This window comes from Legionella nigrisilvae, from assembly GCF_977063395.2.
Map to the genome: position 1 here is coordinate 32,341 of NZ_CDRUGZ020000045.1, position 14,669 is coordinate 47,009.

A 14,669-nucleotide genomic window follows, 5' to 3' on the forward strand; every position below is an offset into this window, starting at 1 on the left:
CTATCAGCCAATGGTAAAAATTACAATAATTTTTTTACCATTAAGGTAAATTTATAATGATTTGTCATACCTAATATGCTATAACGCATTGTATTTTGATGTTTTTTATACTATTTTTTTGGTAAATTCTTACGAAGATTTATTAACCATTTTGGTATATCATAGAATAAACATGCACCTGACTGAATTATTTAAATATGAGCAATCCTGTAATAGACAATGTTTCATCCCCCGAGTCTCGGGGCAAGAGAATAAGATTCATACGCGAGCATCTCCTGTCTTTTACACGAGAAGATTTTTGTCGCGATTCTAATTTTACTGCTCAATCATTAAAAGGATGGGAATTAGCATGGGGAGGAGGTTTATCCCAGCAGGGGGCTGTAAAAATCGTTAAACGAGCTAAAGAGTTAAATATTTATTGCACAGAATCATGGTTAATGCATGGCATTGGTAAAAATGCCACAAAAATCACAAAAGATTTAGATATCCAAGAGGGTGACGAAAGCCACATAGCTAAAGAATTACTACTATTCAGAGAACTACAACACTCTATTGACACCGTTATAAAAGATGATGGCATGATCCCTCTCTTATACCCTGGGAATTATGTTGGCGGTATAATAGTCAACAACATTGAGAGTGCCATTGGCAAAGATTGTATTATTATTGCGGACAATGATGAAGTATTTGTCAGGATCTTAAGGCATGGACAAGAACCAGCTCGCTATGACTTAGTTTGTTTAAATGAAAAAACTACATTAGTGAAAAAAGAAATAAAAAATACCGCCATTAAATTTGCAGCCCCAATTGTATGGATCCGCAGAATATTTCGAGAAAATAATTACTAATGAAAGCTTACAAAAAAGATATTTTGCCACATCAAGAATTTTATATAATCAGATTTACTAAAAGCTCGAGTCTACCTTATGCTCTTTTCATTCATGGTGGCCCTGGTCTCAATTGTGGAACCATAGAGTATCTTATTGATCATCATAATTTATTTAATTCTCTCCAGTGCAATATTATTCTGTATGATCAACGAAATTGCGGTAAATCTAATAAAATTAAAAAGTTAGTATTACAGCAAGATAATATAAATGATTTGCAAAAAATAATTCTATACCTTGATGACCATTTTAATCTTAACATCCATGCTTTGATTGGACATAGTTATGGTGCAAAACTTCTTTTTGATTACTACAAAAATTATGAGTCGACCATCCCTGGTGTTTTTGTTTCTACCGCTCAATCAATACTAACACCTCGTTTGAATAATTTAATGCTAGACCTATCCTATCTGAAAAAAAGTAATTTAGAGTTATATAACAAAATATTAAATGAAATTAATAATCTTGACCTTAATAAAATCTGGGAACTATCAGAACAATTAACTCCAGTTTTCCAAGAAAATAAAGACAGACCTTATTTATATTGGGCCAATTTAGAATATTATAATTTGGTTCAAAATGCACAGAAAAAGATCAATCTACCATTGGATATGAACACGTTTATCAGTGTAAGAAAAGATCTTTATTCAAAAGAAGCCAATTTTTCTGTTAATATTAATGAGCTTAAAATACGTAAATTATGGATAAATGGTTTTCACGATTTTGTCATGAACGGACACCAAATAGCATTGTCGAACATTCATGAAATTATAACTTTCAATAAATCGTCTCACTACCCACATCTAGAAGAGAATGATCGTTTTAGTGAGCTTTTAAATGAATTTATTAAATAGCTCTAAGGCAATCATCTTATTGTTTTCTATACTAATATCCCCTGTTGTTCACGCACAATCTAAAATTAAAATATGTTTGACCGGTAGGATTGTAGAAAATTTAAAATCATATGGTCAGTCTTTTTTAAATGCAGCATATCTTGCCAAAGAAGAAAATGATCTCTCTAACAAAGTTGTGATTAAGAGTTATTTTTATAATAACAGACCATTGGAGCCAATGCATATTTATAATCAAATGGTAAATGACTCTTGCTCTGCAATTATTGGGTTTGAATATCTATCAGACTTGTTATTAGCTGTAAAAGAACAGAAAAATGACACCATTCCTATTTTTACTTCCTACGCTAGCACCACCAACTCTGATCAATTACCTAAGAATATTTTTATCTTTATGCCAAGCTATAATTACCAAGCTGAAAAAATGATGAGCTACTTACATGAGCGCTATAAAAATATAAACAACGTGTTGCTTATAACGGAAATTAACCGTGATGAGATGCTAAAGTATAAGGAAGTGTATTCCAGCATTCTAAAAAAGGAACACGTACAATATTCTACATTTGATTTTCTAGAAAATGACAGCGATATAGAGGGAAAATTGAGCATTTTTTTGAATGAACGAAAATATCAATATGTTTTTTTATTGTCAGGTGCAATAGCATCAGCAAAAATTGCCAATATTATGAATAACCATAGCACTGTTTTTATTGGCACAGAAAACTTTGGTTCTTCAGTTAGTCAAACATTTTTTATGCGACTAAATGATAAAGTAATTCACTCTCATTTTATCCGCAATTTAGATTTTATACAGCCCTATGATGCTTTAACTAAATTTGAAAATATTTATATTCAAAAATTCCATGAAAAACCCACTGTATTGGCAGCATACACTTATGATTCGATGAAGATTATTTTGAAAGCATTGAATAGAACCGGTATCGTCAATACAAACAGCATATTAAGTACTGATTATATTGGCATTACCGGGGCTTATTTAAATAATGGTCAATTTTATCGATCGACCAATTACGTTATTTTATCAGTTAATAGCAATGGATATGCTTATGAAAAATAAAAGCTCTTCAATCAAAGCAATTTTTATCAAGAAAATGGCATATTCTGCTCTAATCCAATTTATTATTTTTGGATTTATACTCATGCTTGCAAAAGATTATTTTCATAATCAGATGAGTGTCTTTTCCAGAAATTTAATTATTAATGACTCATTTACCACTGATGAAATTGGTAGATATCAGCTTCTTAATAATAAGGATGCTCTTGATTTAGTCCTATACAATTTAGGTAATGAACGCAAACTAGACTCAATAAAATTTGTTCCTTTAAAAAATAAAATTGAAGATGTAGGTACTTGCGAAGAAAACAGCAAAAATAATTACCTTCTATGCAAAAAAGATAATGGGCAAATTTCCGGTATAACATTAATTAAAAATGATGAAAAGATATTGGGCTCGGTGGTTGCAAGTAAGCAATATAATTCTATCTATACTTTGCCAGTGTCCTATGGGCTTTTGTTAATTTTATTGATCGTACTTGGAATATTTCTTTTTAATTTCTTATTTCTATTCCTTTCTATGAGAAAAAAAATAGCAAACAATACCGAATACTTGCTTGATTTTATTTCATCACATCAAAGTAATAATGCTGTTGATTTTGCAAAAGTTGAAATTAATGAATATAGACAAATTGCTAATAAATTTATTGATGAACATCGAGAAATAATCAATTTACAGAAAGAAAAAGCCTATTACGAGGTAAGAAAAAATATTGCTGAGCTTGTTGCTCACGATATCCGATCACCATTAGCGGCAATAAACACCGCACTATCAGATGTAACATCGATTCCTGAAAATAAACGCATTATGATCAGAAATGCAGCTAAAAGAATCAATGATATTGCTAATAACCTACTCTTACAATCTAAAAATAATTTGCTTGACTGTAAAAGTAGTGAAATATATATGAATAATTCTCCAGAATTAATATTTGTAGTTTTAGATAATATCGTTGCAGAAAAAAGATATGAATATTACGCAACCAAAATCCAAATCAACTTACTTGGGTCCGACCACTCATATAATTGTTTTTCTAAGATACACCCTGATTCTTTTAAGCGCGTTCTATCTAATCTCATTAATAATGGTATTGAGGCAGTTAATTCTAATGGCTCTATTATTATCTCTCTAACATGCAATACTACGCATGTCGAAATTATTATTGAAGATAATGGCTGCGGCATTCCTCCCGATATCTTGCCAAAGGTTACAGAGCAAGGATTTAGCTTTAATAAGAAAACTGGTGCTGGTTTTGGTTTATCTTATGCTAAACAATATTTAGAGCAGATCAATGGTTCAATGCATATTCACTCTGAAGAAAAAGTTGGGACAAAAATTCATATCACTCTAATTAGGTCTAACCCCCCTAGTTGGTTCTGTGACTCAATGAATATTAGGTATGGTACTAATATTGTCGTATTAGATGACGATATATCCATCCATGACGCATGGAATGAACGGTTTTCAAATATTTCACACGTTAAAATGTTTCATTTTTATAACGCGATCGACTTAGTTCAGTATAAAGTTGATCCAAAAACTCCAATATTATATTTAGTGGATTATGAGTTGCTCGCTGATATTAAAAATGGTTTAGATGTGATTGAAGAGCTTAATTTAAATGGTAAAGCTATTTTAGTTACCAGTTGCTTTGAAGATATTGCTATACGAAATCGATGTGAAAATATTGGCGTTAAAATCATACCAAAATCTTATGTACCTTATATTAAAATTATTGAGACTCCAGAGAAAGAACTTATAAATACGGTGGTTTTTATTGATGATGATGAAATGATGCGAATGACTTGGATCTTTGCGGCTGAAGAGGCTGGACAAAGTATTTCAACCTATTCGTCATTTGATGAGTTCGTAAATGAAATAAATAATTATTGTAAGAATACTCTTATTTATATTGACTCAGATCTAGGAAACAATGTTAGAGGCGAGGATTGCGCAAAACTCCTTTTTGATAAGGGGTTTATTGACGTTCATCTTGCCACTGGCCATTCGCGAGATCGATTTCGCCAAGTGCCATGGATTAAAACAATTGTTGGTAAAGAGCCACCTTTTCAATTTGCACACGGGAATTCAACATGAACTCTACGGATAAAGATAAATTAAAACACGATTTTTTAAACTCAATTGTTATCATCAACAGCATGACAAAATCTGCTTCGAGTTTCATGAATACAATTTCACAGTCAATGGATACCGTCGATATTAACCAAAAGCAGATGGAAAAATTTTTATATTCTATGAGCGCTATACGTGAGCAAACTTCAAAGATTGAAAATTATTTTTTATCTCTTTTTAATGAATAATTGTGACAAATTATCTCTCTGCTAGATATGAGGAATATGAAACCACCCTTCCCCAATCTATAGAATCAGTTAAATGATCTTTGGTAATACTGTAGTAGTAATTGTTATCTAGCTTTTGCGCATCAAATAAATAGTTAATCCACTCAGCTATTGGTTTTTTATATTCTTTTTCTGATAACAAGAATAATATTTTCTCTTTTTTTGTAACAGCGGCCATGGTCTGTTCGGGTAGCTCATATCCCCGCATTAAATCTAATTGATCTGACAGCTCTTTTACGTGTCTAAGGATAAGCCATGTAGGTTTGGCGTCTTTGTCAAGAAATAAAAAACTACCTGAGTTATCAACTAGATAATACTCAACAGCCTGTGCTTGTATTAGAACACTAGCAAATAATTTTTGATATAATTCATTATCAAATAAATTATTAATGGAGTTTTCATACGCATTAACTATATTTTTTGTTAACTCTCTGAAATAGCGCTGAGTTAGGTCATCCACAGCTAATGTAATTTCTGGATATAGATTTTCACTTGTCTTGAGTATAAATTTATCAATTAAACCGTGATTGAAAGCTTTTATCGCAGTATCTTTATCTGCTTCAGCCGTTAGCATAATTTTAAAGATTTTTTTCTCTTTAATTTTTTTGCAAAATTCAATTCCGTTAATACCGGGCATTTGATAGTCCACAACTAACAATGGTGCATTCTCAAACCTTGCTTTATGATAAAGCTGATTTAACATGTTACTAACATCAAAGCCAATAACTCGATCATTAGTAGTATCTAAATTCACATCATTCATTAATTTGAAAATTGATTGGGTGATATCTTGACAATCGTTATCAATAAGATGAAAAGCCATATCTGAGCTTGTAAGTGTTAGTATATTAAACTTTTGGCCAAATTCTAAATCTAACGCATCCAAAAATGCTCTGTTATCATCTAAAAAAATGACTTTTATCGGATGATAAAAACAGGTAGGTCTTGCATCAATAATAGTCATATAGTAATTCCTCTACGTTACAGCCACAATTGCATCACCCATGATAAGTTGCCAATATTTCAGACCTTTAATTATAATGTATTGCTGTTAAGAAAAAATAATTAACATGGATGTCGCCCTGTATAATAAATGATTCTTCAAGTTTTTTCCTCCCAAATTTTATATTTAATCACTTAAGTTATTGAGATTTATGTTTTTCCGATTAAGTTAGAATCCTTTCTTGTTAATCTTCTTCAATTTACTCTAGAATTTTCTTTCTCATAAATCTACACCATTCCACAACCGTTAATTAAAGAATTAATTATATTTTTATTATTTATAATCAATGAGTTAACGATATTATCCCCCGGGGACAATTTATTAAATCGATAATCCATAACAGTGGTCCCGTGAAATTTAAAGTGCCATTAAAACAGATCCAGGATTAAATTTAATAAAATTCAAACGGCCCAAAACAAAAAAATATCAAAGACAATTAAGAGCATCACAAACCCTTTAAAATTTAGCACACTAAAGCCTCACGTTACGATTGAACTGCTTTTTCTAGGATTAATGTAATAGCCATTGCTTCAACATTAAAAAGCCTGATTAAATTAGGAGAATAAATTTAGTAGAGAAATCCATCTATTCCATCAAAATAAAAGATTTAATATAATGCCCTGAGAGATATAGGACTATTGTTAAATAGGTTATTGAAAAATAACAAACGACACAACCATTTATCTTGATAATAAGCGCATAGCTATAAAAAAGATTTGTCCACTTAATCAAAAACACAAATCTCAGCCAAACAATATATTCTTCGCCATGGGTAAAGATAGATAAAACAGATAACTCTATACGAAGACTAATATTACCAACATATATTGCTTAACAATCAATATTCTAAATATGAATTAATCATATACACTGGCGCAGATGGGAAAACAGTTCTTTTATTTTTGACATTTAGCTTACTAAAGGAGCCGTCATTCATCAGATAATGAGATGCTCTATTTATAGAAAGTAATTTATTACAATTAAAAATGATATCTAAAACATGAAAATAACATTATCTTATATCCATTCTCGAATTTAGGATATTATCAAAATAAGTCAATAACTTACTCGTAAAAATGCAAAAAGTATAATTTAATGTAACTTTTGCAATATTACTCTGTCTTCAAGATAAACACATCTATTTGATAGTTGGGCGGTTAGTATAAACGCGCACAAAACGCTGGAATAATTATTTTACAAAAATTCACAATGCGAGATACTAATCAAAATTTTAAAGGTACTAGAGTAAAAATCCAGTATCTGTCAGAAGTTTCCGACATTAGAAAATGTGGATAAAAGCTAAAAACACCCCATAAAGCTACACCATTACCATATACCTACACCATGACCTCCCATAAAGCCACACATGAAATTTTAAGTCCCATTAATCCCCATATTACTACACACAAAAACTCATAAACCTACACTATCAATCCCAAATAAATACACAATAGCTCTTATATAAATCATTTAAAATCATATGGTTATGATGTTTTTATTTGATGAACTTATGAATAGAAGAAAAAAGATATATATTTTCCTTTTTTTAGAATTAAGATGAATAGTACAAATTACCGCTTGCAAATTTGTTTCAATAAAGTTAGTCTAAAAAAATAGTACAAAGCACCTTATTGCAAAGGGGGATGGATGAAAGTAATTACAACAGCCGGAAACAAAGGAGGGATTGGCAAATCAACTATTGCTCTCACTCTTGCACAATATCTAGCTAAATGTAAAAACATGAAAGGGGCCTTTATCGATTTAGACCCACAAGGCAACTCTTCATCTAGCTTAATTCCGACTACAAGAGATCCAGCTCACCCAACTGGTTACATGCCTAAAGCACATCCAGAGTGGGATCCAAACAACTTACCAGAAGATGATCCTCATTGGGATGGAGTTAGTAGTATTGCAGATATATTCATAGGTAAATCTATTTATCCATATCCAACATGGGTTGACAATTTACATTGTTTTCCTTCTTTTGCTTCATTATTGGAAGATGCACAACGTGTTCTAAAAGTTGATGTAAAAGAAAAGGTTATAAATCGTCTTAAAGAATTTACCGAAATGCTATCAACCCACAGTGATTACCAATTTGTTATTATTGATACGAATCCACAGTTTGGCCCACTAACAATGGCAGGGTTGCGAGCAGCAACTCATGGACTATTGCCAACTGAACTTGAACAATATGGTATTAATGGAACCATAGGCATGATCCAAGCAATTTCACAAGAGCAACTTAGAAGAGTGAAAGACGATACTATTAAAATAGCGGGAATTTTACCTAACCAAGTTCGTAAAACAGCAGTACATACTAAGTTCCTTAATGATTTGCGTTCAATAGAAAAATCAGAAGAATGGTTATTACCTCCTATAGCCCAAAGAACCATTTATTCAGAATTGGTAGTAGAGGATGCAAAACCTAATTGTGTATTTAACTTACCACAAACACATCTCGCTAGAATTGAAAGTGAGAAATGGTGCTCTTATGTATATGACAGGGTATTTCATAATGTATACAACAAAATAGAAGAAAAGGAGGCTTCCTATGGTTAGTAAATTCAAACTGAATTCAGTTAAAACTGGAGAGACAAAGGATGCCATATCAAGAACACTGGCAATTGCCAATGATTATGCTGGGGAACTGTCAATAGAAGTATTGTCCTTAGATAAAATAGAACTTGATCCGGAAAACAATCGTGAACTAGCACTAACACTTCATGATGCAATAAATGGAATAGATCCCTCTGATCCTGAATATACAAAAAAGAAAAATGATTGGAAATCGCTTGAGTCATTAGCAAAAACTATACTAGATGATCAGTTAATTAACCCCATATTTGTATACAGATTTGGGAACAAATGTCGTTTAATCGCTGGTGAACGTAGAACCTTGGCCTCAGCGATTGCCGGTAAAAAGGAAATTATAGCAAGAATTGCAAGTCAACGACCTGTTGGTTCAAAGTTAAGAGTTCTACAGTGGATTGAGAATAATGAGCGTGTAGACTTATCTCTGGCTGAAAGAGTTGCGAGTATTGAGGCTATTGTTAAAGAGTATTTAAACGAAAATAAAGAAAAAAGTGATAGCGAGAAAATAACATCAAAAGTATTAAGTGATTTAACGGGAATGTCTATAACACAATCTCGAAGATATATTCTGATTTTGCAAGCTAGTCCAGAGATAAAGCAGGCGATTGCTGAAGGAAAAATAGAGAATGTAAAATTAATTGAATTAATTATTTCAGTTGAAAACGCAGAACATCAACAAGTTCTCTTAAAGGCAGCCATAGAAAATCTATCCTTTGATGCAATTGTAAAGCTAAAAAAAGAACTTGAATTTTCGTTAGTTACAAAAAAAGAAATAAGAGGACGTAAACAATTAAATGTTAGTTTAGGTAAGGTAAAACCCAATATTGCCAAAATTATCTTTGATGCCTTAGTTTCAAGCAACATTCTACACGAGAGCATCGTCGAGCAAATGAATATGTTAAGCAATAATGTCCAATGGAATAATGGTAAGTCAGTTGAGGAGTGCTTTAAAAAAATAATTCCTCTAATTGCTCAGGAAGTGTGATTAAAATGAATAAGCTGAAACTCAATAATAATGAAGACGATAAGAAAATTATTACATTTACTATTAATAAAGAAATTAAAGAGTCACTCAGAGAAATTCTGTTAAATTCTGAAAAATATAATTTAAAAAAGAAAACTGATTGGGTAAACGAAGCCATCATAATGTTAAAGGAAAATCCTGATTACAAAGAAATGGTACTCAATGCAGAAGGGAATAGTGAAAATTTCGTATTTGATAAAATTTATATGACATTTAAGCAACGATGTTTTTTTTCTGATATGAGAAATGAAGTTGTAAAGGAATATCCTGATATAAGAGGCCCTCAAACTGCCATAATACGCGCTGCTATTTTGAGTAGAATGATGAGGAAAAAATAAGAAAAAAGGCCAAACGGAATGGGTAATGTTCGCTGAAAAAACAATACGTAAACATGTAACAATTATTCATGCATACTCTTTAATGAGTGTATTGCAACGGAAAATTGTCAATGTGCTTTTGTATGAAGCAATAAAAGGAGATGGTCGCATAAATAACCATCAAAATTCGGTCGCTGTCGAATGTAATATGCCTTTTTCTAAGCTGTTAAAAGCAGTCAAGTTTAATAGTAATAATACCCAATATCTAAAAGAGTCCATTGATGGGTTGGCATCATTAAAAATAGAATGGAATTTATTGAAAGATAAGGTACCTACAGATATCTCGTTTTTAAATTTACGAGTTTTACATGGTGCGCCTACGTTCTATCAAGATAATACCATCAATTTTTCTTTTCATAAAATCATGCTTGATTTACTAGTTAATCCATCTATATACGGTACAATCGACGTTGATCTGCAATCTGAATTTGAATCGAAATATGGTCATGCTCTTTATGAAAATAGTACACGGTTTATTAACTTACAAAAAAATAAAATTATTTCATTAGATACATTTAGAAAAATTTTAGGAGTTCCTGAAGATAAATATCCAAGTATGCGGGAACTTACAAGAAATGTCATTTCGCCCTCATTAGAAGAGGTTAATGATCGAGCTAATTTTGCTGTTAGCTTGGATCCAATAAGAGTTGGTAGAAAAATTACTGGATTTGAGGTTCTAGTTAAGAACAAAAAAAATACAATAATATCAGAAGTCAGCTGTATTGATCGTGAAAATGAGCAGATACATAAAGAAATAAAATCAACTTTTGGCATATTAAATGAGTCAATATTAGAAAATATTATAAATAACTACTCAGAAGAGTATATTCAAGAGAAGATTAACTATACCAAGAAATATGCAAAAAAAGAGCGGACAGGTTTTTATCCTATCCCATATTTTATTAGCGCCTTAAAACACGATTATAAATTTAAGGAAGAACCTAAGCCAGAAGTTTCTCAAGAAAAAGCATCTAATGATGAAGCTGAGTGGGAAAAGAAATTATTCGCTTTACAGGCAGAACTCAATCATTGGGAAAAACTATCAGGATATACTAAAGCTGGAGATAACCAAGAGCATGTTAAAAACATGCAGAAATTTGTTCTAGAAGCCCAAGAAAAATTAAAGCAACATTATTTAGAGAAGCCAATTAAAATGGAGGCGGTTTAATATGAAATTTCCGGCCTTTGAACCAATCAATCTAAAGAATGAGCTCCAGTCCTTGGAAGCAATTGATCTGTGTTTATCAAAAATTTATCCAGATCAAAATCAGGCTAGAAAGTTTTTTAGCGATGCTTCACTAGAAGAATTGGCTTCATCAATTCGGCAGCATGGGATTATACAGCCTATTCTTGTCAAAGAAATAGATCATAATAGGAATGAATATCAAATTATTGCAGGTGAACGGCGTTGGCGCGCAGCTAAAATAGTTGGATTAGAAAAAATCCCTGCAATCATTAGAAAATACAATAAAGCAAATGGGATGGCAGTATCTTTAATTGAAAATATTCAAAGAGAAGATTTAAACCCATTGGAAGAAGCGCAAGCTATACAGCGATTAATAGAAGAGTGTTACATGACGCATGGTGAAGTTGCTGAAACTTTAGGTAGATCTCGAACAACGGTTACTAATCTTCTTAGATTGCTTACTCTCACAGATGAAGTAAAAGAAATGTTAAAAACGGGATTATTAGAAATGGGACATGCTAGAGCTTTATTAAGTTTGTCGAATGTACAACAAGTAGAAACAGCAAAAATAATTACTAGTAAGTCTTTATCTGTTAGGGAAACTGAAAAATTGGTTCAGCGCTTAAATAGGCCAGAAGATAAACAGGAGTTTTTTCTAAATCATCAATTTGAACAAAAAACGAAAGATTGGATGGCACAATTGTCGAAAAAACTTTCATCAAAAGTTAACATGCATTTTAATGATGGAGGAAAAGGTAGGGTGGTGATAAGTTTTGACTCTTTAGAGGAAGCAGATTGGTTAATGGCCCATCTTAAGGTGGAAGGGTAGGGCTATTTTTTATTCACAAAATTAGTGGATAACTATGTGGAAAAATTGGAAGTTGTTTGCCTTGAGCCTGTAGTTATAATTTTACTGGTATACCGGAAAAAAACGACCTCCAAATTTTACTTTCAAGAGACGATTGGACTACGTCGAATGGTAAAGTGTGGCAAAAGATCATCTTCTTTCTAATCACTATTAAAGCGTGCTTAAATCGATCTGATTATTTAATAACCACTTTTCTTTTAGAAATTAAAAAGTAAGTCAAGTTGGAATGCTGTTGTATGAGATAAGTTGTTGTGAACAGTCGTGGAGCAATTATTTTGACTCAATTCGGACCTTGGTTTTTTCTTCCTTTTGGTATTGGTTTTATTAGTATATTTTTGTGATATTAAAAGAAACAGCATATTGTGAAGGGAAAAAATATTTTCACTATACAAAGTTTTAAGTCGATAATTATGCTGATAACGGATTTTTATCATGCTTAAGAATTGAGCAAACGCATTTGTGTACGTTGAAAAAGCTAATGTTCTTCTTTGTCCCAACTTAGATTTTATTCTTCCATTAATGGCGGTGATTGTCCAATCATCCAGTAAATCTTTCTCTAGACGAAGCACATAATAGCGTTTGTCTTTCTCAAAGCGTGCCTCATGGTAGACTTCTTTGTAGGTAAAATCCAAATAGTGTAACCAGGGTAAAGTAATAAACCAGAGCGTCATTTAGAAAATAGCCAAATTAGCAATGCGTTTTAGGCGATCAGGATTGTCTTCAACATAAATTGCGGTAGTCACAATGTTAGCATGACCTGCAAGACGTGAGACTGCTTTAATATCCGCGCCTTGTTCAATTAATCGGGTAATGAAAGTACGTCGACCAGAATGGGAGCTTGCCCCAATGATTCCTGCTTTATCATAAAGTGACTTGAACCATTTTTGCAAACTATTGGGTGTAAAGCGACTTTTACGTTGGGTCTGAAATAAGGGTTTGTCTCGTGCAACATGTTTTAGGGTATCGAGATGTGCTTGGAGTGCTTTGCGGATTTTTTCATTGGCAAGATAAGCGTAACGTTGCTTTTCACCTTTGGTCATTGAGCGCTTCAAACAAATCTCTTCAAGTAATTGATAGTTGTAATCGGCTACATCTGCAATAGTGAGAGAGGCGATTTCTTTCACTCGCAATCCAAGACCAAAAGAACAATACACAAGGGCGCTATTTCTTATAGCGAATTGCCCATCTTTGGCAACAATAAGCAGTCGCTTAAACTCCGCTTCACTTAAGACTCTGGCCTTTCCTTCTTTTGGCATAAAAGACTCAATATTTTCCTGTTATAATGGTATTCTAAATAAATCAGGCTGTCTTGGCAAAAGCAAAAATAAAATTGTGGTTTATAGTAGAACTTTAGTATGAATACACTCATCGATGCAGCAATAAAATATCTTTCGAATCATTATTGCAGTGAAATAGAACTCATAAGGCAATTGGAGAGGGATTTTTCGCATGTGCCCGAGTTAGATGCTCAGATTCATGCAACCCTAGCTCGCCTTCGGGAATTACATTTAATTAATGATAATCGTTTGGCTGAATCATTAAGTGCCCGTTATATCCATAAAGGAAACCGTTTTATTCAAGAAATATTAAAACAGAAGGGCGTTAAAGAAGAAGTGATTGAGCAAGTCTTAGAACATATTGAACTGGAAGATGTTCGCGCCCTGGATGAAGCTCGGAAAAAAATGCGTGGATTTAAGAATGAGACAGATGAGGCAATAAATACAAAATTGGCTCGTTTCTTAAGTGGTCGAGGTTTTTCTCATGCCACGATAAAAACTGTACTTAAACAGTTAAGTGAAGAACAGACTACTTAACGTTTTAGATAGTGTAGCGGATGAATACAACAATCATTTGCATCTATAAGAAAAGAAAACTGTAAATTAAACTCTGAATGAAATGATAAAGTTACAACGTATCATGATTATTGGTAGACCAGGAAGTGGCAAGTCCACTTTTTCTGTTATGTTGCAAAAGAGTCTAAATATTCCATTGTTCCATTTAGATAAATATTTTTTTATTGCCGATTGGGTGCCACGAGAATATGAGAATTTTTTGTCACTCCAAAAAGAATTAGCTGCTAAGCCTTGCTGGATTATTGATGGTAATTCCAGCAAATCATTTGAGATACGTTATCGCGAAGCCGATATGTGCTTGTACTTTAATTTACCCAAGTGGCTATGTTATTGGCGGGTATTTAAGCGCTTGTTTTATAAGGCTTCAGAAATTGATGATAGAGCCGCTGGTTGCAATGAAACGGTCCGATGGTCGCTATTAAGTTATATGTGGAACTATGAACAACGGATTAACCCTTTATTAAATGTCTTAAAGAACCAATATCCAAAAGTGAAATTCATTGAACTCCGTAGCCCATATGATGTGGCGCACTTGATGCGTGTGCTTAAACATAAAGAAGAGTAAAGTATTGTGACAGGATTTTAATAA

15 protein-coding genes are annotated in these 14,669 nt (G+C 32.4%); 12 read left to right on the forward strand and 3 right to left on the reverse strand.

Annotation, left to right across the window (positions count from 1 at the left end; genetic code table 11):
• The first annotated feature begins 197 nt into the window (after positions 1 to 197).
• Genes ACWTE2_RS33915 through ACWTE2_RS33935 form a run of 5 tightly spaced genes read left to right on the forward strand, consistent with a single transcriptional unit; the run spans position 198 to position 5,135 of the window.
• Complete coding sequence (locus ACWTE2_RS33915) at positions 198 to 848, forward strand: helix-turn-helix domain-containing protein (protein WP_014845160.1); 651 nt, start codon at positions 198 to 200, stop codon at positions 846 to 848.
• Positions 848 to 1,741 (forward strand): alpha/beta fold hydrolase, encoded by an 894-nt coding sequence (locus ACWTE2_RS33920; protein ID WP_014845161.1) that lies wholly within the window; start codon positions 848 to 850, stop codon positions 1,739 to 1,741. The genes ACWTE2_RS33915 and ACWTE2_RS33920 overlap by 1 nt, the downstream gene beginning before the upstream one ends.
• The gene (locus ACWTE2_RS33925; protein ID WP_014845162.1) at positions 1,725 to 2,816 is read left to right on the forward strand and encodes an ABC transporter substrate-binding protein; all 1,092 of its coding nucleotides are present in this window, start codon (positions 1,725 to 1,727) and stop codon (positions 2,814 to 2,816) included. Before ACWTE2_RS33920 ends, ACWTE2_RS33925 begins: the two co-directional genes overlap by 17 nt.
• Entirely contained in the window at positions 2,806 to 4,911 is a 2,106-nt protein-coding gene (locus ACWTE2_RS33930) for a sensor histidine kinase (protein ID WP_041174156.1), read from the forward strand. The genes ACWTE2_RS33925 and ACWTE2_RS33930 overlap by 11 nt, the downstream gene beginning before the upstream one ends.
• On the forward strand, positions 4,908 to 5,135 hold the full coding sequence (locus ACWTE2_RS33935) for a hypothetical protein (protein ID WP_019350432.1): 228 nt from the start codon (positions 4,908 to 4,910) through the stop codon (positions 5,133 to 5,135). The genes ACWTE2_RS33930 and ACWTE2_RS33935 overlap by 4 nt, the downstream gene beginning before the upstream one ends.
• A gap of 10 nt (positions 5,136 to 5,145) precedes the next feature.
• Here the strand turns inward: ACWTE2_RS33935 and ACWTE2_RS33940 are convergent, their stop codons facing one another.
• Complete coding sequence (locus tag ACWTE2_RS33940; RefSeq protein WP_014845164.1) at positions 5,146 to 6,138, reverse strand: response regulator; 993 nt, start codon at positions 6,136 to 6,138, stop codon at positions 5,146 to 5,148.
• A gap of 1,686 nt (positions 6,139 to 7,824) precedes the next feature.
• Here ACWTE2_RS33940 and ACWTE2_RS33945 point away from each other — a divergent pair.
• From ACWTE2_RS33945 to ACWTE2_RS33965, 5 genes are read left to right on the forward strand one after another with little or no spacing between them, the layout of a single operon-like run.
• A complete protein-coding gene (locus ACWTE2_RS33945) occupies positions 7,825 to 8,739 on the forward strand; it encodes a ParA family protein (protein WP_010655313.1) in 915 nt (304 codons plus the stop codon).
• Positions 8,732 to 9,757, forward strand: coding sequence for a ParB/RepB/Spo0J family partition protein (locus tag ACWTE2_RS33950; protein ID WP_014845018.1), 1,026 nt, complete (start codon positions 8,732 to 8,734; stop codon positions 9,755 to 9,757). The genes ACWTE2_RS33945 and ACWTE2_RS33950 overlap by 8 nt, the downstream gene beginning before the upstream one ends.
• 5 nt (positions 9,758 to 9,762) lie before the next feature.
• Positions 9,763 to 10,134, forward strand: a complete 372-nt coding sequence (locus ACWTE2_RS33955) for a hypothetical protein (RefSeq protein ID WP_010655311.1) — start codon at positions 9,763 to 9,765, stop codon at positions 10,132 to 10,134.
• A gap of 25 nt (positions 10,135 to 10,159) precedes the next feature.
• Complete coding sequence (locus tag ACWTE2_RS33960) at positions 10,160 to 11,341, forward strand: replication initiation protein (protein ID WP_014845020.1); 1,182 nt, start codon at positions 10,160 to 10,162, stop codon at positions 11,339 to 11,341.
• 52 nt (positions 11,342 to 11,393) lie between these two features.
• A complete protein-coding gene (locus tag ACWTE2_RS33965; protein ID WP_225316559.1) occupies positions 11,394 to 12,188 on the forward strand; it encodes a ParB/RepB/Spo0J family partition protein in 795 nt (264 codons plus the stop codon).
• A gap of 236 nt (positions 12,189 to 12,424) precedes the next feature.
• On the opposite strand, the gene ACWTE2_RS33970 is transcribed toward ACWTE2_RS33965, so the two are convergent.
• Both ACWTE2_RS33970 and ACWTE2_RS33975 read right to left on the reverse strand, forming a co-directional pair.
• On the reverse strand, positions 12,425 to 12,898 hold the full coding sequence (locus tag ACWTE2_RS33970; protein ID WP_014845022.1) for a hypothetical protein: 474 nt from the start codon (positions 12,896 to 12,898) through the stop codon (positions 12,425 to 12,427).
• A complete protein-coding gene (locus ACWTE2_RS33975; RefSeq protein WP_014845023.1) occupies positions 12,899 to 13,483 on the reverse strand; it encodes a tyrosine-type recombinase/integrase in 585 nt (194 codons plus the stop codon).
• Positions 13,484 to 13,582: 99 nt separating this feature from the next.
• Between ACWTE2_RS33975 and ACWTE2_RS33980 the strand changes: the two genes are divergently transcribed.
• Complete coding sequence (locus ACWTE2_RS33980) at positions 13,583 to 14,041, forward strand: regulatory protein RecX (RefSeq protein ID WP_014845024.1); 459 nt, start codon at positions 13,583 to 13,585, stop codon at positions 14,039 to 14,041.
• A gap of 82 nt (positions 14,042 to 14,123) precedes the next feature.
• Entirely contained in the window at positions 14,124 to 14,645 is a 522-nt protein-coding gene (locus ACWTE2_RS33985) for a P-loop NTPase family protein (protein ID WP_014845025.1), read from the forward strand.
• Positions 14,646 to 14,669 lie beyond the last annotated feature (24 nt).

Excerpts from the sequence above, each read along its gene's own strand:
- ACWTE2_RS33915 (WP_014845160.1), top strand. The coding sequence starts at position 198 with ATGAGCAATCCTGTAATAGACAATGTTTCATCCCCCGAGTCTCGGGGC.
- ACWTE2_RS33920 (WP_014845161.1), top strand. The coding sequence starts at position 848 with ATGAAAGCTTACAAAAAAGATATTTTGCCACATCAAGAATTTTATATA.
- ACWTE2_RS33925 (WP_014845162.1), top strand. The coding sequence starts at position 1,725 with ATGAATTTATTAAATAGCTCTAAGGCAATCATCTTATTGTTTTCTATA.
- ACWTE2_RS33930 (WP_041174156.1), top strand. The coding sequence starts at position 2,806 with ATGAAAAATAAAAGCTCTTCAATCAAAGCAATTTTTATCAAGAAAATG.
- ACWTE2_RS33935 (WP_019350432.1), top strand. The coding sequence starts at position 4,908 with ATGAACTCTACGGATAAAGATAAATTAAAACACGATTTTTTAAACTCA.
- ACWTE2_RS33940 (WP_014845164.1), bottom strand. The coding sequence starts at position 6,138 with ATGACTATTATTGATGCAAGACCTACCTGTTTTTATCATCCGATAAAA.
- ACWTE2_RS33945 (WP_010655313.1), top strand. The coding sequence starts at position 7,825 with ATGAAAGTAATTACAACAGCCGGAAACAAAGGAGGGATTGGCAAATCA.
- ACWTE2_RS33950 (WP_014845018.1), top strand. The coding sequence starts at position 8,732 with ATGGTTAGTAAATTCAAACTGAATTCAGTTAAAACTGGAGAGACAAAG.
- ACWTE2_RS33955 (WP_010655311.1), top strand. The coding sequence starts at position 9,763 with ATGAATAAGCTGAAACTCAATAATAATGAAGACGATAAGAAAATTATT.
- ACWTE2_RS33960 (WP_014845020.1), top strand. The coding sequence starts at position 10,160 with ATGTTCGCTGAAAAAACAATACGTAAACATGTAACAATTATTCATGCA.
- ACWTE2_RS33970 (WP_014845022.1), bottom strand. The coding sequence starts at position 12,898 with ATGACGCTCTGGTTTATTACTTTACCCTGGTTACACTATTTGGATTTT.
- ACWTE2_RS33975 (WP_014845023.1), bottom strand. The coding sequence starts at position 13,483 with ATGCCAAAAGAAGGAAAGGCCAGAGTCTTAAGTGAAGCGGAGTTTAAG.
- ACWTE2_RS33980 (WP_014845024.1), top strand. The coding sequence starts at position 13,583 with ATGAATACACTCATCGATGCAGCAATAAAATATCTTTCGAATCATTAT.
- ACWTE2_RS33985 (WP_014845025.1), top strand. The coding sequence starts at position 14,124 with ATGATAAAGTTACAACGTATCATGATTATTGGTAGACCAGGAAGTGGC.